This is a genomic window from Hydrogenophaga sp. H7, from assembly GCF_002025745.1.
In the GTDB taxonomy this organism is placed as follows: Bacteria; Pseudomonadota; Gammaproteobacteria; order Burkholderiales; family Burkholderiaceae_C; genus Hydrogenophaga; species Hydrogenophaga pseudoflava.
This window is the reverse complement of sequence record NZ_MCIC01000001.1, coordinates 585835-606988: the sequence shown is the minus strand read 5'-3', so window position 1 is coordinate 606988 and position 21154 is coordinate 585835. Positions and strand designations below refer to the sequence as shown.

Annotated in this window: 20 protein-coding genes; 12 read left to right on the top strand and 8 right to left on the bottom strand. The window is 68.3% G+C overall.

Annotated elements, in window-relative coordinates; translation table 11 throughout:
- Nucleotides 1–6 precede the first annotated feature (6 nt).
- The 5 genes from urtD to BC358_RS02945 all read right to left on the bottom strand — a co-directional run bounded on the left by urtD (nt 7) and on the right by BC358_RS02945 (nt 5394).
- The gene (gene urtD / locus BC358_RS02965; RefSeq protein WP_079364583.1) at nt 7–882 is read right to left on the bottom strand and encodes an urea ABC transporter ATP-binding protein UrtD; all 876 of its coding nucleotides are present in this window, start codon (nt 880–882) and stop codon (nt 7–9) included.
- Nucleotides 879–1988 (bottom strand): urea ABC transporter permease subunit UrtC, encoded by a 1110-nt coding sequence (gene urtC, locus BC358_RS02960; RefSeq protein ID WP_079364582.1) that lies wholly within the window; start codon nt 1986–1988, stop codon nt 879–881. Before urtC ends, urtD begins: the two co-directional genes overlap by 4 nt.
- On the bottom strand, nt 1985–3574 hold the full coding sequence (urtB, locus tag BC358_RS02955) for an urea ABC transporter permease subunit UrtB (protein WP_079364581.1): 1590 nt from the start codon (nt 3572–3574) through the stop codon (nt 1985–1987). Before urtB ends, urtC begins: the two co-directional genes overlap by 4 nt.
- Before the next feature lie 12 nt (nt 3575–3586).
- Nucleotides 3587–4864 carry an urea ABC transporter substrate-binding protein gene (gene urtA, locus BC358_RS02950; RefSeq protein WP_079364580.1) on the bottom strand — a complete coding sequence of 426 codons (1278 nt, stop codon included), beginning with the start codon at nt 4862–4864 and terminating at the stop codon, nt 3587–3589.
- A 143-nt stretch (nt 4865–5007) separates the two neighbouring features.
- A complete protein-coding gene (locus tag BC358_RS02945) occupies nt 5008–5394 on the bottom strand; it encodes a DUF3237 domain-containing protein (RefSeq protein WP_256861404.1) in 387 nt (128 codons plus the stop codon).
- On the opposite strand from BC358_RS02945, the gene BC358_RS02940 reads away from it, so the two are divergent.
- On the top strand, nt 5314–6138 hold the full coding sequence (locus BC358_RS02940) for a LysR family transcriptional regulator (RefSeq protein WP_079364579.1): 825 nt from the start codon (nt 5314–5316) through the stop codon (nt 6136–6138). The genes BC358_RS02945 and BC358_RS02940 overlap by 81 nt on opposite strands.
- On the opposite strand, the gene BC358_RS02935 is transcribed toward BC358_RS02940, so the two are convergent.
- Genes BC358_RS02935 through BC358_RS02925 form a run of 3 tightly spaced genes read right to left on the bottom strand, consistent with a single transcriptional unit; the run spans nt 6105 to nt 9315 of the window.
- On the bottom strand, nt 6105–7073 hold the full coding sequence (locus BC358_RS02935; protein WP_079364764.1) for a DMT family transporter: 969 nt from the start codon (nt 7071–7073) through the stop codon (nt 6105–6107). The two genes, BC358_RS02940 and BC358_RS02935, sit on opposite strands and share 34 nt — an antisense overlap.
- A complete protein-coding gene (locus tag BC358_RS02930) occupies nt 7067–8539 on the bottom strand; it encodes an aldehyde dehydrogenase (NADP(+)) (RefSeq protein ID WP_079364578.1) in 1473 nt (490 codons plus the stop codon). The genes BC358_RS02935 and BC358_RS02930 overlap by 7 nt, the downstream gene beginning before the upstream one ends.
- An 8-nt stretch (nt 8540–8547) precedes the next feature.
- A complete protein-coding gene (locus BC358_RS02925) occupies nt 8548–9315 on the bottom strand; it encodes a FadR/GntR family transcriptional regulator (protein WP_079364577.1) in 768 nt (255 codons plus the stop codon).
- 144 nt (nt 9316–9459) lie between these two features.
- Between BC358_RS02925 and BC358_RS02920 the strand changes: the two genes are divergently transcribed.
- The 11 genes from BC358_RS02920 (at nt 9460) to BC358_RS02870 (ending at nt 21122) form a co-directional block, all read left to right on the top strand.
- The gene (locus BC358_RS02920) at nt 9460–10278 is read left to right on the top strand and encodes an NAD(P)-dependent oxidoreductase (RefSeq protein ID WP_079364576.1); all 819 of its coding nucleotides are present in this window, start codon (nt 9460–9462) and stop codon (nt 10276–10278) included.
- A gap of 9 nt (nt 10279–10287) precedes the next feature.
- Nucleotides 10288–11190: an SMP-30/gluconolactonase/LRE family protein gene (locus BC358_RS02915; RefSeq protein WP_079364575.1), complete on the top strand. Its 903-nt coding sequence runs from the start codon at nt 10288–10290 to the stop codon at nt 11188–11190.
- 62 nt (nt 11191–11252) lie between these two features.
- Nucleotides 11253–12227: a TRAP transporter substrate-binding protein gene (locus BC358_RS02910; RefSeq protein WP_066160616.1), complete on the top strand. Its 975-nt coding sequence runs from the start codon at nt 11253–11255 to the stop codon at nt 12225–12227.
- Between the two features lie 133 nt (nt 12228–12360).
- Entirely contained in the window at nt 12361–12909 is a 549-nt protein-coding gene (locus BC358_RS02905; RefSeq protein WP_066160613.1) for a TRAP transporter small permease, read from the top strand.
- Entirely contained in the window at nt 12909–14189 is a 1281-nt protein-coding gene (locus BC358_RS02900) for a TRAP transporter large permease (protein WP_079364574.1), read from the top strand. Before BC358_RS02905 ends, BC358_RS02900 begins: the two co-directional genes overlap by 1 nt.
- Before the next feature lie 10 nt (nt 14190–14199).
- Entirely contained in the window at nt 14200–15492 is a 1293-nt protein-coding gene (locus BC358_RS02895; protein ID WP_079364573.1) for a glucarate dehydratase family protein, read from the top strand.
- Nucleotides 15493–15635: 143 nt separating this feature from the next.
- Entirely contained in the window at nt 15636–16553 is a 918-nt protein-coding gene (gene kdgD, locus BC358_RS02890) for a 5-dehydro-4-deoxyglucarate dehydratase (protein ID WP_066160604.1), read from the top strand.
- A gap of 133 nt (nt 16554–16686) precedes the next feature.
- Complete coding sequence (locus BC358_RS02885) at nt 16687–17664, top strand: tripartite tricarboxylate transporter substrate binding protein (protein ID WP_079364572.1); 978 nt, start codon at nt 16687–16689, stop codon at nt 17662–17664.
- Between the two features lie 17 nt (nt 17665–17681).
- Nucleotides 17682–18638: a tripartite tricarboxylate transporter substrate binding protein gene (locus BC358_RS02880; RefSeq protein ID WP_079364571.1), complete on the top strand. Its 957-nt coding sequence runs from the start codon at nt 17682–17684 to the stop codon at nt 18636–18638.
- A 7-nt stretch (nt 18639–18645) separates the two neighbouring features.
- Nucleotides 18646–19971, top strand: a complete 1326-nt coding sequence (gene gudD / locus BC358_RS02875) for a glucarate dehydratase (RefSeq protein WP_079364570.1) — start codon at nt 18646–18648, stop codon at nt 19969–19971.
- Between the two features lie 38 nt (nt 19972–20009).
- Nucleotides 20010–21122: an SMP-30/gluconolactonase/LRE family protein gene (locus BC358_RS02870; RefSeq protein ID WP_066160591.1), complete on the top strand. Its 1113-nt coding sequence runs from the start codon at nt 20010–20012 to the stop codon at nt 21120–21122.
- The last annotated feature ends 32 nt before the right edge of the window (nt 21123–21154 follow it).

Genomic DNA, 21154 nt, shown 5'->3' with positions numbered 1-21154 from the left:
GGTTCCTCAGCGGCCCAAATAGACTTCGATCACGCGCTCGTCGGCCTGCACCTCGTCGAGCGTGCCTTCGGCCAGCACCGAGCCGTCGCACAGCACCGTGACCTTCTCCGAGATCGCGCGGATGAAGCTCATGTCGTGCTCCACCACCATCAGCGAATGTTTGCCCTTCAGGGACAGGAACAGCTCGGCCGTGCGCGCCGTCTCCTCGTCCGTCATGCCGGCCACCGGCTCGTCCAGCAGCAGCAGCTTGGGGTCCTGCATCAGCAGCATGCCGATCTCCAGCCACTGCTTCTGGCCGTGGCTGAGCAGGCCGGCCTGTCGGCGCGCGCTGTCGGCCAGGTGGATGGTGCTCAGCACCTCGGCCAGGCGGTCCTTCTCTTCACCGGTGAGCGAGAACACCATGCTGCGTCCCACGCGCTTGTCGGTGGCCAGCGCCAGCTCCAGGTTTTCAAACACGGAGAGTTGCTCGAACACCGTGGGCTTCTGGAACTTGCGGCCGATGCCCAGCGCGGCGATCTCGGGCTCGCGGTAGCGCAGCAGGTCGATGGTGCTGCCGAAGAACACCGTGCCGCTGTCGGGCCGGGTCTTGCCGGTGATGATGTCCATCATCGTGGTCTTGCCAGCGCCGTTGGGGCCGATGATGCAGCGCAGCTCGCCGGGCGCGATGTCCAGGTTCAGCCCGTTGATGGCCTTGAAGCCGTCGAAGGACACGTGCACGTCTTCGAGGTAGAGGATGCGGCCGTGCGTGGTGTCCACCTCGCCCGCCTTCGCAACGCGGCCATAACCCGCGCTGCGGCCGCCCGATTCGGTCTGGCCTTGCAAGGCCGCGGTGTGCAGTTTTTCGTAGCGCTGCGCACCCGCTTCCATCAGGTCCGGGGTCATTTCCCTGCTCCCTTGAACTTCTTCACCAGCCCCACCACGCCCTGCGGCATCCACAGCGTCACGGCGATGAACAGCACGCCCAGGAAGTAGAGCCAGAACTCGGGGAAGGCCACGGTCAGCCAGCTCTTGGCGCCGTTGACCAGGAAGGCGCCGACGATGGGGCCGACCAGGGTGGCGCGGCCGCCGACCGCCGTCCACACCGCGATCTCGATGCTGGCCGCGGTGCTCATCTCGCCCGGGTTGATGATGCCCACCTGCGGCACGTAGAGCGCGCCGGCGATGCCGCACATCACGGCCGAAATGGTCCAGATGGTGAGCTTGTAGGGCAGCGGGTTGTAGCCGCAGAACATGACACGGCTCTCGGCATCGCGGATGGCCTGCAGCACGCGGCCGAACTTGCTGGCCACCAGCCAGCGCGCGAACACATAGAAGCCCAGCAGCGCCAGACCCGTGATGACGAACAGCGTCATGCGCATCTCCTGCGTCGCCAGTGGCATGCCGAGGATGCGCTTGAAGTCGGTGAAGCCGTTGTTGCCGCCCATGCCGGTCTCGTTGCGGAAGAACAGCAACAGCGCGGCGAAGGTCAGGGCCTGCGTGATGATGGAGAAGTACACACCCTTGATGCGCGAGCGGAAGGCGAAGTAGCCGAACACAAAGGCCACCAGGCCTGGCACCAGCACGATCAGCAGCAGCGTGGCGATGAAGCTGTCGCTCAGCGCCCAGTGCCAGGGCAGTTCCTTCCAGTCCAGGAAGACCATGAAGTCCGGCAGGTCGCTGCCGTAGTTTCCGTCGCGACCGATCTGGCGCATCAGGTACATGCCCATCACGTAGCCACCGAGCGCGAAGAACAGGCCGTGGCCCAGCGAGAGGATGCCGGTGTAGCCCCAGATCAGGTCCATGGCCAGCGCGCAGATGGCGTAGCACATGATCTTGCCCAGCAGGCCGACCATGTAGTCCGACAGGTGGAACACGCTGTCCGCCGGCACCAGCAGGTTGAGCACGGGCGCCAGGGCGCACACCACCAGCAGCGCGACCATGACACCGCTGAAGGCGCCACGCGTGAGCAGCGGGCCGGGGGTGGGGAGAGAGATCGAAGCGGTGCTCATGCTTCCCTGCCTTTGAAAGCGAAGATGCCCTGCGGACGTTTCTGGATGAAGACGATGATGAAGACCAGCACCGCGATCTTGGCCAGCACGGCGCCGGCCCAGCCTTCGAGGAACTTGTTCAGCAGGCCCAGGCCCAGCGCGGCGTAGACCGTGCCGGCGAGCTGGCCCACGCCGCCGAGCACCACCACCATGAAGCTGTCGACGATGTAGCTCTGGCCCAGGTCGGGGCCGACATTGCCGATCTGGCTCAGCGCGCAACCGGCGAGACCGGCGATGCCCGAACCCAGCGCGAAGGCGTAGGTGTCGATGCGCGCGGTGTTCACGCCCATGCAGCTGGCGATCGGGCGGTTCTGCGTCACGCCGCGCACGAACAGGCCCAGGCGCGTCTTCGAGATCAGCAGGGTCACGCCGATCAGCACGGCGGCCGCGAAGGCGATGATGAGGATGCGGTTCCAAGGCAGCGTGAGGTTGCCCAGCAGCGTGACGCTGCCGCTCATCCAGCTGGGGTTCTCCACGCCCACGTTCTGCGCGCCGAACAGGCTGCGCACGCCCTGCATCAACACCAGGCTGATGCCCCAGGTGGCCAGCAGCGTTTCCAGCGGCCGGCCGTAGAGGAAGCGGATCACGCTGCGTTCCATCGCTGCGCCCACCAGGGCCGAGGCGATGAAGGCCACCGGCATGGCGGCCAGCAGGTACCAGTCGAACCAGTCGGGCAGCGTGCTCTTGAAGAAGGCCTGCACCAGCCAGGTGGCGTAGGCGCCGATCATGATCAGTTCGCCGTGGGCCATGTTGATCACGCCCATCAGCCCGTAGGTGATGGCCAGGCCCAGCGCGGCCAGCAGCAGGATGCTGGCCAGGCTGATGCCGGTGAAGGCCTGCGAGAGGCCGCTGCTGATCGCCAGCGAGCGGTCGAGTGCCGACATCGCGGCGCCCAGCGCGGTCTTGACCGTGGCGTTCTCCTCGGCCTCCAGCCGGGCGGCCAGCAGGGGCTTGAGCGCCGGGTCGCCCATGCCGCCCAGCGCCTGCGCGGCGGCCAGGCGCTGCGCCTCGTCGTCGCTGGCCAGCTGCAGAGCGGCGCGCGCCCGCTCCAGGCTGGTGCGCGCCTTCGCATCGAGGGCGGTGTTGGCCAGCGCCTTGTCCACCAGGGGCAGCTGCGCGGCGTCGGGTTCGTCGAACGCAGCCTTCTGCAGCAGTTCCGCGGCAGCCTGCTGGGCGGGAGCATCGCTGCCGAACAGGTCGCGCACCGACAGCGCGGCTTCGAGTGCGCCGCGCAGCCGGTTGTTGACCATGGAATCTTCGGCCTCGTCGGCCAGGGTGACCGCGGCGCCGGTCACGGCGTCGGTCGCACTGCCGTCGTCGGCAATCAGCAGCACCTGCTCACCCTGCACCTTGACCGCGCCGTTGCCCAGCGCCTGCAGCAGCGCGAGCGTGCGCTCGTCGGGTTCGGCCGCCAGCCGGTTGATGGCGGCGATGCGGTCGTCGCTGTCGCCCACGGCCAGCGCCAGGGCGTCGGCCGGGGTGAGGGCATGGGCACTGGCTGCGCCGATCAGGCACAACAACGCAAGAAAGAAACGCAGCCAGCGCATCAGGACCCCCGCTTACTTCTTCTCGGGAACGTTCTTCTTGCCCTTGTTCTCGGCGATGTAGTCGCTCCACGGATCGGCCACGACCGGACCCGGGGTCTTCCACACCACGTTGAACTGGCCGTCGGCCTTCACTTCGCCGATGAACACCGGCTTGTGCAGGTGGTGGTTTTCCTTGTCCATCGTGCTGGTGAAGCCGCCCGGTGCCTTGAAGGTCTGGCCGGCCATGGCGGCGATGACCTTGTCGGTGTCGGTGGACTTGGCCTTCTCGACGGCCTGCGCCCACATGTTGATGCCGATGTAGGTGGCTTCCATCGGGTCGTTGGTCAGCGGCTTGTCCTTGTGGCCGGCGATGTTCTTGGCCTTGGCGTACGCGCTCCACTTCTTCACGAACTCGGCGTTGGCCGGGTTCTTGATGCTCATGAAGTAGTTCCAGGCGGCCAGGTGGCCCACCAGCGGCTTGGTGTCGACACCGCGCAGCTCTTCTTCACCCACCGAGAAGGCCACCACGGGCACATCCTTGGCGGACAGGCCGGCGTTGCCCAGTTCCTTGTAGAACGGCACGTTGGAGTCGCCGTTGATGGTGGAGACCACGGCCGTCTTCTTGCCGGCGGACGCGAACTTCTTGATGTTGGCAATGATGGTCTGGTAGTCGGAGTGACCGAAGGGGGTGTACTCCTCCATGATGTCCTCGTCCTTCACGCCCTTGGACTTCAGGAAGGCGCGCAGGATCTTGTTGGTGGTGCGGGGGTACACGTAGTCGGTGCCCAGCAGCACCCAGCGCTTGGCGCTGCCGCCGTCCTTGCTCATCAGGTATTCGACGGCGGGGATGGCCTGCTGGTTGGGCGCAGCGCCGGTGTAGAACACGTTCTTGCTCAGCTCTTCGCCTTCGTACTGCACCGGGTAGAACAGCAGGCTGTTCTTTTCTTCGAACACCGGCAGCACCGACTTGCGCGAGACGGACGTCCAGCAGCCGAACACGGCGGCGACCTTGTCCTGGTCGATCAGCTGCTTGGCCTTCTCGGCGAACAGCGGCCAGTTGGAGGCCGGGTCGACCACCACGGGCTCGAGCTTCTTGCCCAGCACGCCGCCCTTGGCGTTGATCTCGTCGATGGTCATCAGGGCCACGTCCTTGAGGACGGTCTCGGAGATCGCCATCGTGCCCGACAGCGAGTGCAGCACACCGACCTTGATGGTGTCGGCGGCGTGGGCGGTGAGGCCGAAGGCGCCCAGGGCGGTGGCGACCGTCAGGGCTTTGAGGGTGAATCGACGCGAGTTCTGACGTTGTTGCATGGCGCTTCTCCAGGGTTCAAAAACATCCGTTGGTGGGTCTGACTTTCGCCACCGCCAAGGCCTCGAAGGGCTTTGTGGTGGTGTCGGACGGATGCTAGGGAAGACCCTGAAAAGCGTCTGTACGCCGGGTGGCGTACGCGGGCTCAGGCTAGTTCGTACACGCGGATGCACACCGCCGCACGCGCCGGGCGCAGGCTGTGCAGGGTGCCCACGAAGACGCGGCGGTTGAGCCAGTCGTGCGGCCCGGCGGGCGCGCTGAGCTGCAGCACGCTGCGGGCGTAGCGCCCGGGGGTGGCGCTCTCGTCGATGAGCACGCGGTTGCGCACGGTGATGACGGCGCCGTCGTCGGTCTGCAGTTCGTACAGCGCATCCAGCTCCTTCACGCCGTCGGCGCGCAGCAGCTGGCGGTCGGCGCCGCCGGGCAGCACGGTGCCGCGCAGGCGCGGGCCATGGGGATGACGCAGCCGGCAGTCACCCTGCTGCTGGCCGACCTGGAGCGGCTGATGGAGGCGCCGCTGTTCGTGCGCCACGCGCGCGGCGTCACGCCCACGCCGCTGGCGCGCGAGCTGCTGCCGCTGGTGCGCCAGATGCTGGGCCGGCTGGAGGAAAGCGCCGAGCTGGTGGCCAGCCGGCTCGACCACCAGCAGGGCACGGTGCGCGTGGCCACCACCGCCGCTGGCGCCAACGGCCTGCTGGCGCAGGTGCTGCCGGGCTTCCTGGCGGCGCACCCGCAGGTGCAGGTGCTGGTGAACGAGGTGGACATCCTGGCGGTGTCGGCCTCCATCGACACTGGCTCGGCCGACCTGGTGTTCTGCCGCCAGCCCGCCGTGGTGCCGCAGGGCTGGCGCTTCGAGCCTTGCCAGGACGACCGCTTCGTGGTGGCCTGTGGCCTGCATCACCCGCTGGCGCGGCGCAAGCGGCTGGCGCTGGCCGATCTGGAACACGCCACCTGGCTGCCCAACGCCATGGGCAGCGCCGCGCGCGACCGCTACGAACAGCTGCTGCAGCAGCAGGGCTGGACCCCGCGCACCTGCCAGATCGTCACCCGCATCTCGCCCCTGACCTGGACGCTGCTGGACACCCGGCCCCTGCTGGCGCTCGTGCCGTTCAGCGTGCTGCGGCCTTGGGTGGAGCGCGGCCAGCTGAAGGTGCTGCCGCTGCCGCTGGACCTGCCCTTCGAGCCGCTGGGCGTGCTGCGGCCCGCTGAAGGCCTGGGGCCGGCGGGGGAGCGGCTGGTGGCTTATGTGCTGGAGGAAACGGGCCGGGGCGCCTGAGCCTCCGTCGTCACCAGCCAGATCCCCCCGCACACCATCACCAGCGCGGCCAGGTTGCGCCACTCCAGCACCGCCTCACCGAGGAACAGGGCCGAGAGCAGCGCGCCGAACACCGGGATGAGGAAGTTGAACACCGTCACCTGGCCCACGCGGTTGTGCTTGAGCAGCGCGGCCCAGAGCGTGAACGCCACCGCCGACAGCACGGCCATGTAGCCCAGCAGGGCCAGCGAGCCGGCGCTCCAGCCGCGGATGTCGCCGCCACCGGCCAGACCACCGAGCAGCAGCACCAGCCCGCCGATGCCCAGCTGCCAACCGGTCATCACCATCGGGTCGATGCGCTGCGACAGGCGCTTGCCGTAGATGCTGGCGGCCGAGAGCACGAAGGCGGCGATGACGATGAAGCCTTCGCCCAGCAGGGTGAAGCCGGCATCCAGCCCCTGCGTGCCGCCGCGCAGATTGACCACCATCACGCCCGCGAAGCCCACCGCGCAGCCGAGTGCCTTGCGCCGGCTCAGCCGGTCGTTGGCGTAGAGGAAGTGCGCCAGCAGCACGGAAAAGAAGGTGCCGGTGGCGTTGAGGATGGAGCCCTTCACGCCGGTGGTGTTCGCCAGCCCGACATAGAAGAACACGTACTGCAGCGCCGTCTGCGCCAGCCCCAGCAGGCCCAGCTGGGCCCACTGCACCGGCGCCAGCGCCCAGACGCGCCGGCCCGTCAGCTGCGCCATGACCAGCAGCAGGGCGCCCGCGAGCAGGAAGCGCCAGCCCGCGAACACCAGCTGCGCCGCCGTGTCGCTGCGCGCGATGCCCAGCAGCGCGTAACCGCCCTTGATGGCCGGGTAGGCGCTGCCCCAGAGCAGGCAGCACAGGGTGGCCAGCAGGATGAGGTAACGCGGGCGGCTGAAAACGCTGGTGGGGAGGCCGGTACCGCTCAGCACGGCACGCCGCCGCGCGCCAGCAGCCAGGCCGGTGCATCCTGCAAACACACCGGGCGCAGGAAGCGTTCCAGCGCGGCGTCACCGACCGAGGTGGTCATCGGCGCGGTGCTCGATGGCCAGGGGCCGCCGTGCTGCTGCGCGGCCGTCACGGCGACACCCGTGGGCACGCCCGCGAACAGCACGCGGCCGGCGATCTGCGTGGCGCCGCGCACGATGGCGCGGTTCTCGGCCGTGTCTTCATCGGCCCCCCAGACCGTCACGGTCAGGCTGCCGCCGACGGCGGCGAGCACGGCGTTCACCTCGGCCAGGCTGGCGCAGCGCACGATCAGGCTGCTGGGGCCGAACACCTCGTCGCGCAGTTCGTGGCGCTCGATGAAGCGCTGCGCGCTCACCTGCAGCAGCTGCGGGCCGGGCGCGGGCGCCACGCCCTGGCCCTGCAGCAGCGACCGCGCGCCCGCGTCCATGAAGCCTTTGATGCCGGCGTCGAAGGCCTTGCGCATGCCGGCGGTCAGCATGGGGTGGGGCTGCTGCCTGGCCAGCGCCTCGACCAGTTGCGGGATGAAGGCCTCGGTCTCAGGCCCGTCCACCAGCACCAGCAGGCCGGGGTTGGTGCAGAACTGGCCGCAGCCCAGGGTGATGGAGCCGGCCAGTGTGGTCGCCAGCTCGGCGCCCTTGGCGGCCAGGGCGGCGGGCAGCGCGATCAGCGGGTTGATGGAGCCGAGTTCGCCGTAGAACGGGATGGGGCGCGGGCGCGCGTTGGCCTCGGCCTGCAGCGCGGCGCCGCCGCGGGTGGAGCCGGTGAAGGCGCCGGCGGCGATCAGCGGGTGGCGGATCAGGCCGACACCGACCTCGACGCCTGCGCCCTGCACCAGGCCGATCAGGCCGGCGGGCAGCCCCTGCGCTTTGAGCACGCGCTGGATGATGGCGAACACCTGCTGCGACAGGACCGGGTGACCGGGGTGTGCCTTGACGACCACCGGGCAGCCAGCGGCCAGCGCCGAGGCGGTGTCGCCCCCCAGCACCGAGAAGGCGAACGGGAAGTTGCTGGCCGCGAACATGGCCACCGGGCCCAGCGGCATGCGCTGGCGCACCATGGCCGGGTGCCCGGCGGGCGGGCCACCGGCGACGGCGGGGTCGTCCAGCGATTCGAACGGAACGCCGCGCTGCGCGATGTCGGCGAAGCGGCGCAACTGGAAGGTGGTGCGGTCGAGTTCACCGTTCAGGCGCACCGGGCCCAGCGCGGTTTCCAGGTCGGCACAGGCGACCAGCTGCTCGCGCTCGGCCTCCAGGCCGTCGGCCAGCGCGCGCAGCAGGGCCGCGCGCTGTTCGCCGCTGCTGCGGGCCCAGTCGCCGAAGGCCGCGTGCGCGTCGGTGGCGGCGCGGTCGATGTCCTGTTCGGTGGACGGGGCCAGGGCGGCGCCGTGGGCTTCGCCGGTGCGGGCGTTGAAGGATTGCAGGGTGCTCATGGGTTCGTTCAGGCTTCGGGTTGTGCGCGGCGCAGGCGCTCGCGGCTGTTGGAGAGGTGGGTGCGCATGGCGGCGCGCGCAGCCTCGGGGTCCTGGCGCCGGATGGCGTCGAGGATGTTTTCGTGTTCGTGGTGCACGCGTTCCAGATACGGCAGCCGGCCCTCGGGGGCGCTGGCCGCGGTCTTGAGCCGGGTGCGCGGGATGATCATGGTGCCCAGGTAGGTCATCAGCTCGGCGAAGTGCCGGTTGCCGGTGGCGCGCGCCACCTCCACATGGAAATGGAAGTCGGACGGCACGGCGTCGGAGTCGGCGTGGATGGCGACGTTGAACGAGGCCAGCGCCGCCGCCATGGCCGAGAGGCTCTCGGGCGAGCGGCGCTGCGCCGCCAGCGCGGCCGCCTCGCTCTCCAGGCTGATCCGCAGCTCCAGCAGCTCGATCACGTCCGCGGCGGTGGCCACGTCTTCGGGCGCGATGCGGAAGGTCGGTTCGACAGCGCGCGGCTCGATCACGAAAGTGCCGATGCCGTGACGCGTCTCGACCAGACCGGAGGCCTGCAGGCGCGAGATGGCCTCGCGCACCACGGTGCGGCTGACGTCGAAGCGCGCCACCAGCTCCGACTCGCTCGGCAGCTTCTGGCCCGGGACCATCCGCCCCTCGCGGATGTCCGCCTCCAGCGAGGCCACGATCTCGGACACCAGGCCGCGGGGCCGGCGCATGCGCACGGGAGCTGCGGCTCCGGCGGGGGTCTCCTCACCTAGGGTTTTCACGGGGTCCATGGTTTTTTCCTTGACAGCCGGGGCGCGGATTTTCAAAATGGCGCCCACTTGTCTGACAACACACAACTGACATTCCAGACACGGTTGAACTGTAGCAAAGGCCCGCTGTTCTGTGCAACCGAATCGGAAAAAGCACCCAATATCATGGTTAACCCTAGGAAAACACACCACCGCATCCTCCTGACCGGCGCCGCCGGCGGCCTGGGCACCGCCCTGCGTTCCCGGCTGCTCGCGAACTGCGAGGTACTCAGGTTGTCTGACAAGATGGGCCTGGGTGAGGCGCAAGCCGGCGAAGAGACCGCACAGGCCGATCTGGCCGATGCGGCGGCGGTGGACGCGGCCGTGGCCGGCTGCGATGCCATCGTGCACCTGGGCGGCATCTCGGTCGAGGCGCCGTTCGAGGCCATCCTCCAGGCCAACATCCTGGGCGTCTATCACCTCTATGAGTCGGCGCGCCGACACGGCGTCAAGCGCGTGGTGTTCGCCAGCTCCAACCACGTCACCGGCTTCTACAAGCAGAGCGAGACCATCACCGCCGACCACCCGGCCCGCCCCGACAGCTACTACGGCGTCAGCAAGGCCTTCGGCGAGGACTTCTCGCGCTTCTACTTCGACCGCTACGGCATCGAGACCGCCTGCGTGCGCATCGGCTCCTCCTTCCCCGAGCCGAAGGACCGCCGCATGCTGGCCACGTGGCTGAGCTTCGACGACCTGCACCGCCTCATCAGCGCCTGCCTGTCCACACCGGTGCTGGGCCACAGCATCGTGTTCGGCATGTCCGACAACGCCGTGACCTGGTGGGACAACAGCCGCGCGAAGCACATCGGCTACGTACCGCAGGACAGCTCGGACGTGTTCCACGACGCGGTGTTCGCGCGCACATCCACCCCGGACCTGAACGACCCGGCCGCCATTTACCAGGGCGGTGGTTTCGTCAAGGCGGACCCCGTCAAGAAAGCCTGAGTGCGCGCCATGAGCGATCAAGCCGAGCTGCTGCTGGACGCCCGCAACGGCGTGGGCGAGAGCCCCGTCTGGGACGCTGCGCGCCAGTGCCTGTGGTGGGTGGACATTCCTGGCAAGCAGCTCTGGTGCTGGAGCGTCGCCAGCGGCCGCGCGCTGCAGTGGCCCACGCCCGAGCAGACCGGCTGCATCGCGCTGGCGGCCGGCAGCGAGGCCCTGCCCCACGGCCAGTGGATCGCGGCCATGGAAACCGGCGTTGCGCGCCTGACGCCGCAGACCGACGGCACGATGGACTGCGCGTGGATCACCCGCATCGACCAGCCCGAGGCCGGCATGCGCTTCAACGACGGCCGCTGCGATCGCCAGGGCCGCCTGCGCGCCGGCACCATGGTGATGGACATGTCGCTCGCGCGCGCCTCGGGCAGCCTCTACGGCCTCGACGGGACGCGGCTGCACGCACTGCTGGACGGCTTCATCACCCCCAACGGCATGGCCTTCAGCCCCGACGGCCGGACCATGTACCTCTCGGACTCGCACCCCGACGTGCAGACCGTCTGGGCCTTCGACTACGACACCGACACCGGCACGCCGCGCGACCGGCGCGTGTTCATCGACTTCAAGCCCCTGCCCGGCCGCCCCGACGGCGCCGCGGTGGACGAAGGCGGCTGCTACTGGATCTGCGGCAACGACGCCGGCCTGGTGCACCGCTTCACCCCCGACGGCCGGCTCGACCGCTCGCTGCCGGTGCCGGTGAAGAAGCCGGCCATGTGCGCCTTCGGCGGCGCCGGGCTCGACACCCTGTTCGTCACGTCCATCCGGCCCGGCGGTGATTTGTCCGATCAGCCGCTGGCCGGTGGCGTTTTTGCACTGCGTCCGGGCGTGAGGGGCCTGGACGAGCCGCGCTGCGTCCCCTGAACCCACCAACGCGCCGGCACGGTTTTCTTCACCTCAACCCAACCACCACAACGGAGACTTTGATGAAACTGCAACGCCGACTGATCGCCAGCATGGTGCTGGCCGCCCTGCTGCCCCTGACCGCACAGGCCCAGACCGTGCTGAAGTCGCACGACACCCACCCCGCCGGCTATCCCACCGTGGTCGCCGTCGAGAACATGGGCAAGAAACTCGAAGCCGCCACGCAAGGCCGCATCAAGGTGCAGATGTTCCCCGGCGCCGTGCTGGGCCAGGAAAAAGAAGCCGTGGAGCAGGTGCAGCTGGGCGCGATCCAGATGGCCCGCATCTCGCTGGGCGTGATCGGCCCGGTGGTGCCCGAGGTGGACGTGTTCAACATGCCCTTCGTGTTCCGCGACATCAAGCACATGCGCGCCGTGATCGACGGCGCCGTGGGCGACGAGCTGCTGGCCAAGGTGACCGCCAGCCCGGCGCGCCTGGTCGGCCTGGGCTGGATGGACGGCGGCGCGCGCAGCCTCTACACCAAGAAGCCGGTGCGCACACCCGCCGACCTCAAGGGCCAGAAGGTCCGCATGATGGGCAACCCCCTGTTCGTGGACACCATGAACGCCATGGGCGGCAACGGCATTGCCATGGCCTACGGCGAGGTCTTCACCTCGCTGCAGACCGGCGTGATCGACGGCGCGGAAAACAACCCACCGAGCTACTTCACCGCCAACCACTACAACACGCCGGCCAAGTACTACAGCCAGACCAACCACCTGATCATTCCCGAGATCCTGGTGATGTCCAAGGTGGCCTGGGACAAGCTCAGCCCGGCCGACCAGGCCCTGGTGAAGAAGCTGGCCCGCGAGGCCCAGCTGGAGCAGCGCCAGCTCTGGGACAAGAGCGTGGAGGAGTACTCGGCCAAGCTCAAGGCGGCCGGCGTCGAGTTCATCAACATCGACAACAAGCCCTTCTACGACGCCACCGAGCCGGTGCGCGCCAAGTACGGAGCGAAGTTCCAGGACCTGATGCAGCGCATCGCCGCTGTGAAGTAAGTCCCCCCCTGCGCCGCTTCGCGGCTTCCCCCCAGGGGGACACACCTGAGGCCCGGCGAAGCCGGTTCCTCGGTGTGTGCTGGACGCGCTCGCCCTGCCACTTCTCTTTCCCCTCCCTCTCTCCGAGGCTCTCATGAGTCACCACCCTTCCAGCGGACATCCCGTCTCGCGCTTCCTGGACCTGGTCTACCTGGCCTGCATCTGGATCGCCGGGGCGTGCATCTTCTTCATGTCCCTTTTCATTCCATGGGGCATCTTCTCGCGCTACGTGCTGGGCACGGGCGCGCAGTGGCCCGAGCCGATCTCCATCCTGCTGATGGTGGTGTTCACCTTTCTCGGCGCGGCCTGCAGCTACCGCGCGGGCGGCCACATCGCCGTCGAAATGGTCACGCAGCGCCTGCCGTCGTCGGTGCAGCGTCCGCTGCGCGGCGTGGTGCACCTGCTGATGCTGGCCGTCTCGCTGTTCATGCTCTGGTACGGCATCCAGCTGTGCATCGGCACCTGGGGCCAGTCGATTCCCGAGCTGCCCTGGATGCCCGTGGGCTTCACCTACCTGCCGGTGCCCGTCGGCGGCGCCGTGACCGCGCTGTTCGTGCTCGAACACATCGTCCTGGGCGACCAGCGCCACAACGCTGTCGTCACCTTTGACCACGAACCGGCCCAGGCCGAAGGAGCCGCGTGATGGAAGCCTGGGTCCTGCTCGGCAGTTTCTTCGTGCTGATCCTGATCGGCACCCCCGTGGCCTACGCCATGGGCATCGCGGCGCTGATCGGCGCCTGGTGGATCGAGATCCCGCTGGACGCGGTGATGATCGCGATCGCCAACGGCGTCAACAAGTTCTCGCTGCTGGCCATTCCGTTCTTCGTGCTGGCTGGCGCCATCATGGCCGAGGGCGGCATGGCGCGGCGCCTGGTGGCGTTTGCCAACGTGCTGGTGGGTTTCATCCGCGGCGGCCTGTCGCTGGTGAACATCCTGGCCTCCACCTTCTTCGGCGCCATCTCGGGTTCGTCCATGGCCGACACGGCCTCGGTCGGCACCGTCCTGATTCCCGAGATGGAGAAGAAGGGCTACCCGCGCGACTTCGCCACCGCCGTCACGGTCTCGGGTTCGGTGCAGGCCATCCTGATCCCGCCCAGCCACAACGCGGTCATCTACTCGCTGGCCGCGGGCGGCACGGTGTCCATCGCCGCGCTGTTCATCGCCGGTGTGCTGCCGGGCCTGCTGCTGGGCGCCACGTTGGCCGTGCTGTGCCTGTGGACCGCGAAGAAGAAGAACTACCCCAAGGGCGAAGTGATCCCGATGAAGCAGGCGCTGAAGATCTGCGCCGACGCGCTCTGGGGCCTGATGACCATGGTGATCATCCTCGGCGGCATCCTGAGCGGCGTGTTCACGCCCACCGAGTCGGCCTCCATCGCGGTGCTGTGGGCCTTCTTCGTCACGATGTTCGTCTACCGCGACTACAAATGGGCCGAGACGCCGAAGCTGGTGCACCGCACGGTGAAGACGCTGTCGATCGTGATGATCCTGATCGCGTTTGCCGCAAGCTTCGGCTACATCATGACCCTGATGCAGATCCCGCTGCAGATCACCACCGCGCTGACCACGCTGTCGGACAACCGCTACGTGATCCTGGCGCTGATCAACCTGCTGCTGCTGGCGCTGGGCACGCTGATGGACATGGCGCCGCTGATCCTGATCCTCACGCCCATCCTGCTGCCCGTCATCAAGAGCATCGGCGTGGACCCGGTGCACTTCGGAATGATCATGATGGTGAACCTGGGCATCGGCCTGATCACCCCGCCGGTGGGCGGCGTGCTCTTCGTCGGTGCGGCCGTGGCCAAGCTGCCGATGGAGCAGGTGGTCAAGGCCCTGCTGCCCTTCTTCGGAGCCCTGCTGCTGGTGCTGATCGCGGTCACCTACATCCCCGCGCTGTCGCTGTGGCTGCCCGGCCTGCTGCTGTGAGGACCGCGGCATGACCTCGCACGCCATCCGCCACGTCCGCGTGACGCCCATCGCGTTCCGCGACCCGCCGCTGCTCAACGCGGCGGGCATCCACGAGCCCTGGGCCCTGCGCTCGATCATCGAGATCGAGACCGACTCGGGCCTGGTCGGCATCAACGAAAGCTACGGCGACCTGCCCATGCTGGAGGCGCTGGCCAAGGCCGCGCCCGCGCTGACCGGGCTCTCGCCCTGGGCGCTCAACGAGATGGACACCCGCGTGGCCGCGCTGGTGGCCCCCAGGCAGATGTCCGCCTCGGAGTTCCTGGGCCAGCAGGTCTCGCTGGCTCCGGGCACGCACGTGTCCAAGACGGTGGCCAAGGTCATCAGCGCCTTCGAGGTGGCGATGATGGACCTGCAGGGCCAGCTGGCGAACGCGCCGGTGGTGGACCTGCTGGGCGGTGCCGCACGCCCGGCCGTGCCCTTCAGCGCCTACCTGTTCTTCAAGTACGCCGAGCACATCGACAAGCCCTACGCACCCGACCCGTTCGGCGAAGGCATCACGCCCGGGCAGATGGTGGCGCAGGCGCGCCGCATGATCGACCAGTACGGCTTCAAGAGCATCAAGCTCAAGGCCGGTGCCCTGCCGCCCGAGCAGGAAGTGGCCGCGATGCGGGCGCTGGCCCAGGCCTTCCCCGGCGCGCCGCTGCGCATCGACCCCAACGCCAACTGGACCGTGGCCACCAGCCTGCAGGTGGTGGAGCAGCTGCGCGGCGTGCTGGAGTACTACGAAGACCCGGCCCCTGGGCTGGAGGGCATGGCCGCCGTGGCCGCCGCCTGCGACGTGCCGCTGGCCACCAACATGGTGGTCACCGACCTGAAGGAATTCCGCCGCAACGCCGAGATGGGCTGTCCGGTCAAGATCGTGCTGAGCGACCACCACTACTGGGGCGGCCTGCGCGCCACCCAGCGCCTGGCGCTGATGTGCGAGACCTTCGGCCTGGGCCTGTCGATGCACTCGAATTCGCACCTGGGCATCAGCCTGATGGCCATGACCCACCTGGCCGCCTCGGTGCCGCTGCTGTCCTATGCCTGCGACACGCACTACCCCTGGCAGGACGACGAGGTGGTGCAGGGCGGGCGCCTGCAGTTTGAAGACGGCAGCCTGCGGGTGACGAGCACACCGGGTCTGGGCGTGCAGATCGACCGCGAGGCCCTGGCCCGCCTGTACGACAACTACCTGAACACGGGCATCCGCAACCGGGACGACCTGGGGCAGATGCGCAAGTACGACCCGGGCTTCACCGGTCATCAGCCGCGCTTCTGACACGGGGGATAAGGGGTTTCCACATACGTGCACCGAAACCCTTGACGCCCTCCTCTCCACTTTCGCACAATCACGTCAGTTGTCTGACATCCTATAACTCAATCGCCGACACCACCTTCTCCACCCACCCAGGCTGAACCACCATGCAATACACCCCCCAAGACCTCAAACAAGTCATGTCCAGCGGCCTGCTGTCCTTCCCCGTGACGGACTTCGACGCCCAGGGCAACTTCAATGCCGCCTCCTACGCCGCCCGCCTGGAGTGGCTGACCCCGTACGGCGCCAGCGCGCTGTTCGCCGCCGGCGGGACGGGCGAGTACTTCTCGCTCTATGGCGAGGAATACGGCCAGATCATCAAGACCGCGGTGGACACCTGCCGCGGCAAGGTGCCCATCATTGCCGGCGCCGGTGGCCCCACCCGCACCGCCATCGCCCACGCGCAGGAAGCCGAGCGCCTGGGTGCCCACGGCATCCTGCTGCTGCCGCACTACCTGACCGAAGCCGGCCAGGAGGGCCTGATCGCCCACGTGGAGCAGGTCTGCAAGAGCGTGCAGTTCGGCGTCATCGTCTACAACCGCGACCGCACCCGGTTCACCCCCGAGTCGCTGGCCGTCCTGGCCGAGCGCTGCCCCAACCTGATCGGCTTCAAGGACGGCATGGGCAACATCGAAGTGATGTCCTCCATCTTCATGAAGATGGGCGACCGCTTCGCCTACCTGGGTGGCCTGCCCACCGCCGAGGTGTACGCCGCCGCCTACAAGGCGCTGGGCACGCCGGTGTACTCGTCCGCCGTCTTCAACTTCATCCCCAAGACCGCGGTGCAGTTCTACGAGGCCGTGCGCACCGACGACATGGCCACGCAGCACAAGCTGCTCAGGCAGTTCTTCATGCCCTACCTGAAGATCCGCAACCGCGTCGAAGGCTATGGCGTGAGCATCATCAAGGCGGGCGCCAAGCTGGTCGGCCACGACGCCGGCCCGGTGCGCGCGCCGCTGTCCGACCTGAAGCCCGGCGAGATGGACGAACTCAAGGCGCTGATCGACGCTTTGGGAGAGCAGTAACCCCCCCGCGCCGCCTGCGGCGTCACCCCCCAGGGGGCGGCGCTTGTGGCCCGGCAAAGCCGGTTCCACGGCGCCCTGGTCTGACTCCCCCGCCCTGGCCTGACTCCCCTTCACAACCACCAGTAGAGACATCATGAACAAACGCCATTTCCTGCTGACCGCTGCGGCGGCCGCCACCCTGGCCCTGGGCAGCACCGCCGCCCTGGCCCAGGCCTACCCGAACAAGCCCATCCGCATCGTCGTGCCCTTCCCGGCCAGCGGCACCTCCGACGTGCTGGCCCGCCTGGTCGGCCAGAAGATGAGCGAGAAGCTGGGCCAGCCCGTGGTGGTCGAGAACAAGGCAGGCAACGCCGGCAACATCGGCGCCGACCTGGTCGCCAAGTCGCCGGCCGACGGCTACACCTTCGTGCTGATGGATGTGGGCAACCTGACCATCAGCCCGGCGCTGTACAAGCTTCCGTTCGACGTGCAGAAGGACTTCGTGCCGGTGGCCATGGTCGGCTACTCGCCCCACCTGCTGGTGGTCAGCACCAAGGTGCCGGCCAACAACATCGCCGAGCTGGTGAAGTACGCCAAGGCCAACCCCGGCAAGCTGAACTTCGCCGCCGCCGCCGGCATCGGCAGCGCCACCCACCTGGCCGGCGTGCAGTTCGCGCGCCGCAACGGCATCCAGTGGAACTACGTGCCCTACAAGGGCGGCGCCCAGGCCATGACCGACCTGGTCGGCGGCCACATGGACGTCACCTTCAACGGCATGGTCGCCACCTACCCGCACGTCAAGGCCGGCAAGCTCAAGCTGCTGGCGGTGTCGTCGGCCAAGCGCTGGAGCGAACTGCCCGACACCCCGGCCGTGGCCGAGACCACGCCCAACTTCCTGACCGGCAGCTGGCAGGGCCTGCTGGCCCCGGCTGGCACACCCAAGGCCGTGGTGGACCTGGTGCACGCCGAGGTGCAGCGCATCACCGCCCTGCCCGACGTGAAGGAAAAGCTGCAGTCGCTGGGCCTGGAGCCCTCTGCAATGAGCAGCGCCGAGTTCGCCGCCTGGATCAAGTCCGAGCTGCCCGAAATGGCGCAGGTCGTGCGCGAAGAAAAGATCACCCTGGAAAACTGAACACCGAGACACCCATCATGAAAAAGTCCCTGATTGCCCTTGCCCTGGTGGCCACCAGCCTCTCCGCCTTCGCCTGGCCCGACAAGCCCATCACCCTGGTCGTGCCCTTCCCGCCCGGCGGCTCCACCGACCTGATCGCCCGCCAGCTCTCCGGCAAGATGGGCGAGAAGCTTGGCGGCGGCGCCACCGTGATCGTCGAGAACAAGGCCGGCGCCACCGGCACCATCGGCGCCACCTTCGTCGCCCGCGCCCCGGCCGATGGCCACACCTTCCTGGTGGCGTCGCTCGGCCCCTTCGTGATCGCGCCGCACCTGATCAAGGTGCAGTACGACGCGCTCAAGGACCTGGACCCGGTCACCGTGGTGGTGCAGGCGCCCAACGTGCTGGTGGTGCCCGCCGCCTCGGCCCACAAGTCGCTGGCCGACGTGATCGCCTACCAGAAGGCCAACCCCGGCAAGATGACCTTCGCCTCGTCCGGCAACGGCTCCAGCGACCACCTGACGGCCGAGCTGTTCTGGCAGCAGACCGGCACCAGCGGCGTGCACATCCCCTACAAGGGCGGCGGCCCGGTAATGAGCGACCTGCTGGGCAACCAGGTGGACTCGTCGTTCATGAACATCAACACCGCCATGCCGCAGATCAAGGTCGGCAAGCTGCGCGCCCTGGCCATCACCAGCGCCAAGCGCTCGCCCCTGCTGCCCGAGGTGCCCACGCTGGAAGAAAGCGGAGTGAAGGACGCCAACGTGCAGTCCTGGCAGGCCGTGGCCGCGCCCAAGGGTCTGCCCGCCGATGTGAAGAAGCGCGTGCACGAAGCCGTGGTGGCCTCGATCAACGACCCCGCCATCAAGCCCAAGCTGCTGGAACTGGGGTTCGAGGTCGTGCTGAACACGCCCGAGCAGTTCGCGGCCTTCCAGGCCAGCGAGTTCTCGCGCTGGCAGAAGCTCATCACCTCGCGTGGCATCAAAGCAGATTGACCTTCCCATGACCGCACCGATCGTCCAGTCGATGCGTGTCGTCCCGGTCGCCGGCCGGGACGGCATGCTGCTCAACCTCTCGGGTGCGCACGCGCCCTTCTTCACCCGCAACATCGTCATCGTCACCGACAACGCGGGCCACACCGGCCTGGGCGAGGTGCCGGGCGGCGAGAAGATCCGCCAGACGCTGGAGGACGCGCGGGCGCTGGTCGAAGGCCAGTCCATCGGCAACCTGCAGGCCATCCTGAACGCCATGCGCAGCCAGTTCGCCGACCGCGACAGCGGCGGCCGCGGCCTGCAGACCTTCGACCTGCGCACCACCATCCACGCCGTCACCGCTGTGGAATCGGCGCTGCTCGACCTGCAGGGCCAGCACCTGGACGTGCCGGTGGCGGCCCTGCTGGGCGAAGGCCAGCAGCGCGATGCGGTGCAGATGCTGGGCTACCTGTTCTTCGTCGGCGACCGCAACAAGACGGACCTGCCCTACGCGAGCGAACCCGACAACGCCGACGACTGGTGCCGCCTGCGCCACGAGGCCGCGATGACGCCCGAGGCCGTGGTGCGCCTGGCCGAGGCCGCGCAGAAGCGCTACGGCTTCCAGGACTTCAAGCTCAAGGGCGGCGTGCTCGCGGGCGACGCCGAGGTCGAGGCCGTGACCGCGCTGCACGAACGCTTCCCCGAGGCCCGCGTGACGCTGGACCCGAACGGCGGCTGGCTGCTCAAGGACGCGATCCGCCTGGGCGAGAAGATGCGTGGCGTGGTGGCCTATGCCGAAGACCCCTGCGGCGCCGAAGAAGGCTTCAGCGGCCGCGAGGTGATGGCCGAGTTCCGCCGCGCCACCGGCCTGCCCACCGCCACCAACATGGTCGCCACCGACTGGCGGCAGATGGCGCATTCGCTGGCGCTGCAGAGCGTGGACATCCCGCTGGCCGACCCGCACTTCTGGACCATGGCCGGCTCGGTGCGTGTGGCGCAGACCTGCCGCGACTGGGGCCTGACCTGGGGTTCGCACTCCAACAACCACTTCGACATCTCGCTGGCCATGTTCACCCACGTCGGCGCGGCCGCACCGGGCAAGGTCACGGCCATCGACACGCACTGGATCTGGCAGGACGGCCAGCGCCTGACCAAGGAGCCGATGAAGATCGAAGGTGGCTACGTGCAGGTGCCCAAGAAGCCGGGCCTGGGCATCGAGATCGATATGGCCGAGGTCGAGAAGGCCCACCAGCTCTACCTGCAGCACGGCCTGGGCGCGCGCGACGACGCCATCGCGATGCAGTACCTGATCCCGGGCTGGAAGTTCGACAACAAGAAACCTTGTCTCGTCCGCTGAAAGCGCGACAGGCACCCGAAGAACAAGAGGAGACACACATGATCAACAAAGCCCAAGACACCCGCCGCCAGTTCCTCAAGACCGCCGGCGCGGCCGGCCTGGCCGCCACCGGTGCGCCCGCCTTCGCGCAGGCCTTTGCCTTCGCGCCCAACCAGCGCTACCCCGACCCGTCGGTGCAGATCCTGGACCCGTCGTTCGCGAAGTACCGCATCTACAGCAGCACCATCGAACAGGTGGCGACCGGCATGCGCTGGGCCGAAGGGCCGGCCTACTTCCCGGGCGCGGACGGCGCGCCGGGTTACCTGCTGCTCAGCGACATTCCGAACAACCGCATCATGAAGTTCGACGAGAAGACCGGCGCCTTCTCCGTCTTCCGCGACAAGGCCAACTGGGCCAACGGCAACACCCGCGACCGCCAGGGCCGCCTGATCACCTGCGAACACTCGGTCACGCGCCGCGTGGTGCGCACCGAGACCAACGGCAAGCTCACCGTGCTGGCCGACAGCTTCGAGGGCAAGCGCCTGAACGCGCCCAACGACGTGGTGGTCAAGTCCGACGACAGCGTCTGGTTCACCGACCCGCTGTTCGGCATCAACGGGGAATGGGAAGGCTTCAAGGCCAAGCCCGAGCAGGCCAGCACCAACGTGTACCGCATCGCCGCCGACGGCAAGCTGACCGCTGTCATCACCGACCTGGTCAACCCCAACGGCCTGGCCTTCAGCCCGGACGAGAAGAAGCTCTACGTGGTGGAGTGGAAGGGCACGCCCAACCGCAGCATCTGGGCCTACGACGTCAACGCCGACGGCACGGTCGCCAACAAGAGCAAGCTGATCGACGCGGCCGACTTCGGCGCGCTCGACGGCTTCAAGGTCGACCGCGACGGCAACCTCTGGTGCGGCTGGGGCAGCAACGGCGCCCTGAACGCCGAGCCCAGCGACGTGGGCGGCCGCAAGGTCTACCAGCTCAGGGGCAAGCCCGAGGACCTGGACGGCGTGATGGTGTTCAGCCCCGCCGGCAAGCCGCTGGCCCACATCCGCCTGCCCGAGCGCTGCGCCAACCTCTGCTTCGGCGGCCCCAAGGGCAACCGCCTCTACATGGCCAGCTGCCATTCGCTGTACGCGCTCTACGTCGAGGCGCACGGCGCCGTCTGACGCGTTCTCATGTCACTGTCACTCAAACCCAC

What these genes read in the sequence shown, in the direction of transcription:
- urtD (WP_079364583.1), bottom strand. Translation starts at nt 882, where the DNA reads ATGACCCCGGACCTGATGGAAGCGGGTGCGCAGCGCTACGAAAAACTG.
- urtC (WP_079364582.1), bottom strand. Translation starts at nt 1,988, where the DNA reads ATGAGCACCGCTTCGATCTCTCTCCCCACCCCCGGCCCGCTGCTCACG.
- urtB (WP_079364581.1), bottom strand. Translation starts at nt 3,574, where the DNA reads ATGCGCTGGCTGCGTTTCTTTCTTGCGTTGTTGTGCCTGATCGGCGCA.
- urtA (WP_079364580.1), bottom strand. Translation starts at nt 4,864, where the DNA reads ATGCAACAACGTCAGAACTCGCGTCGATTCACCCTCAAAGCCCTGACG.
- BC358_RS02940 (WP_079364579.1), top strand. Translation starts at nt 5,314, where the DNA reads ATGGGGATGACGCAGCCGGCAGTCACCCTGCTGCTGGCCGACCTGGAG.
- BC358_RS02930 (WP_079364578.1), bottom strand. Translation starts at nt 8,539, where the DNA reads ATGAGCACCCTGCAATCCTTCAACGCCCGCACCGGCGAAGCCCACGGC.
- BC358_RS02925 (WP_079364577.1), bottom strand. Translation starts at nt 9,315, where the DNA reads ATGGACCCCGTGAAAACCCTAGGTGAGGAGACCCCCGCCGGAGCCGCA.
- BC358_RS02920 (WP_079364576.1), top strand. Translation starts at nt 9,460, where the DNA reads ATGGTTAACCCTAGGAAAACACACCACCGCATCCTCCTGACCGGCGCC.
- BC358_RS02915 (WP_079364575.1), top strand. Translation starts at nt 10,288, where the DNA reads ATGAGCGATCAAGCCGAGCTGCTGCTGGACGCCCGCAACGGCGTGGGC.
- BC358_RS02910 (WP_066160616.1), top strand. Translation starts at nt 11,253, where the DNA reads ATGAAACTGCAACGCCGACTGATCGCCAGCATGGTGCTGGCCGCCCTG.
- BC358_RS02905 (WP_066160613.1), top strand. Translation starts at nt 12,361, where the DNA reads ATGAGTCACCACCCTTCCAGCGGACATCCCGTCTCGCGCTTCCTGGAC.
- BC358_RS02900 (WP_079364574.1), top strand. Translation starts at nt 12,909, where the DNA reads ATGGAAGCCTGGGTCCTGCTCGGCAGTTTCTTCGTGCTGATCCTGATC.
- BC358_RS02895 (WP_079364573.1), top strand. Translation starts at nt 14,200, where the DNA reads ATGACCTCGCACGCCATCCGCCACGTCCGCGTGACGCCCATCGCGTTC.
- kdgD (WP_066160604.1), top strand. Translation starts at nt 15,636, where the DNA reads ATGCAATACACCCCCCAAGACCTCAAACAAGTCATGTCCAGCGGCCTG.
- BC358_RS02885 (WP_079364572.1), top strand. Translation starts at nt 16,687, where the DNA reads ATGAACAAACGCCATTTCCTGCTGACCGCTGCGGCGGCCGCCACCCTG.
- BC358_RS02880 (WP_079364571.1), top strand. Translation starts at nt 17,682, where the DNA reads ATGAAAAAGTCCCTGATTGCCCTTGCCCTGGTGGCCACCAGCCTCTCC.
- gudD (WP_079364570.1), top strand. Translation starts at nt 18,646, where the DNA reads ATGACCGCACCGATCGTCCAGTCGATGCGTGTCGTCCCGGTCGCCGGC.
- BC358_RS02870 (WP_066160591.1), top strand. Translation starts at nt 20,010, where the DNA reads ATGATCAACAAAGCCCAAGACACCCGCCGCCAGTTCCTCAAGACCGCC.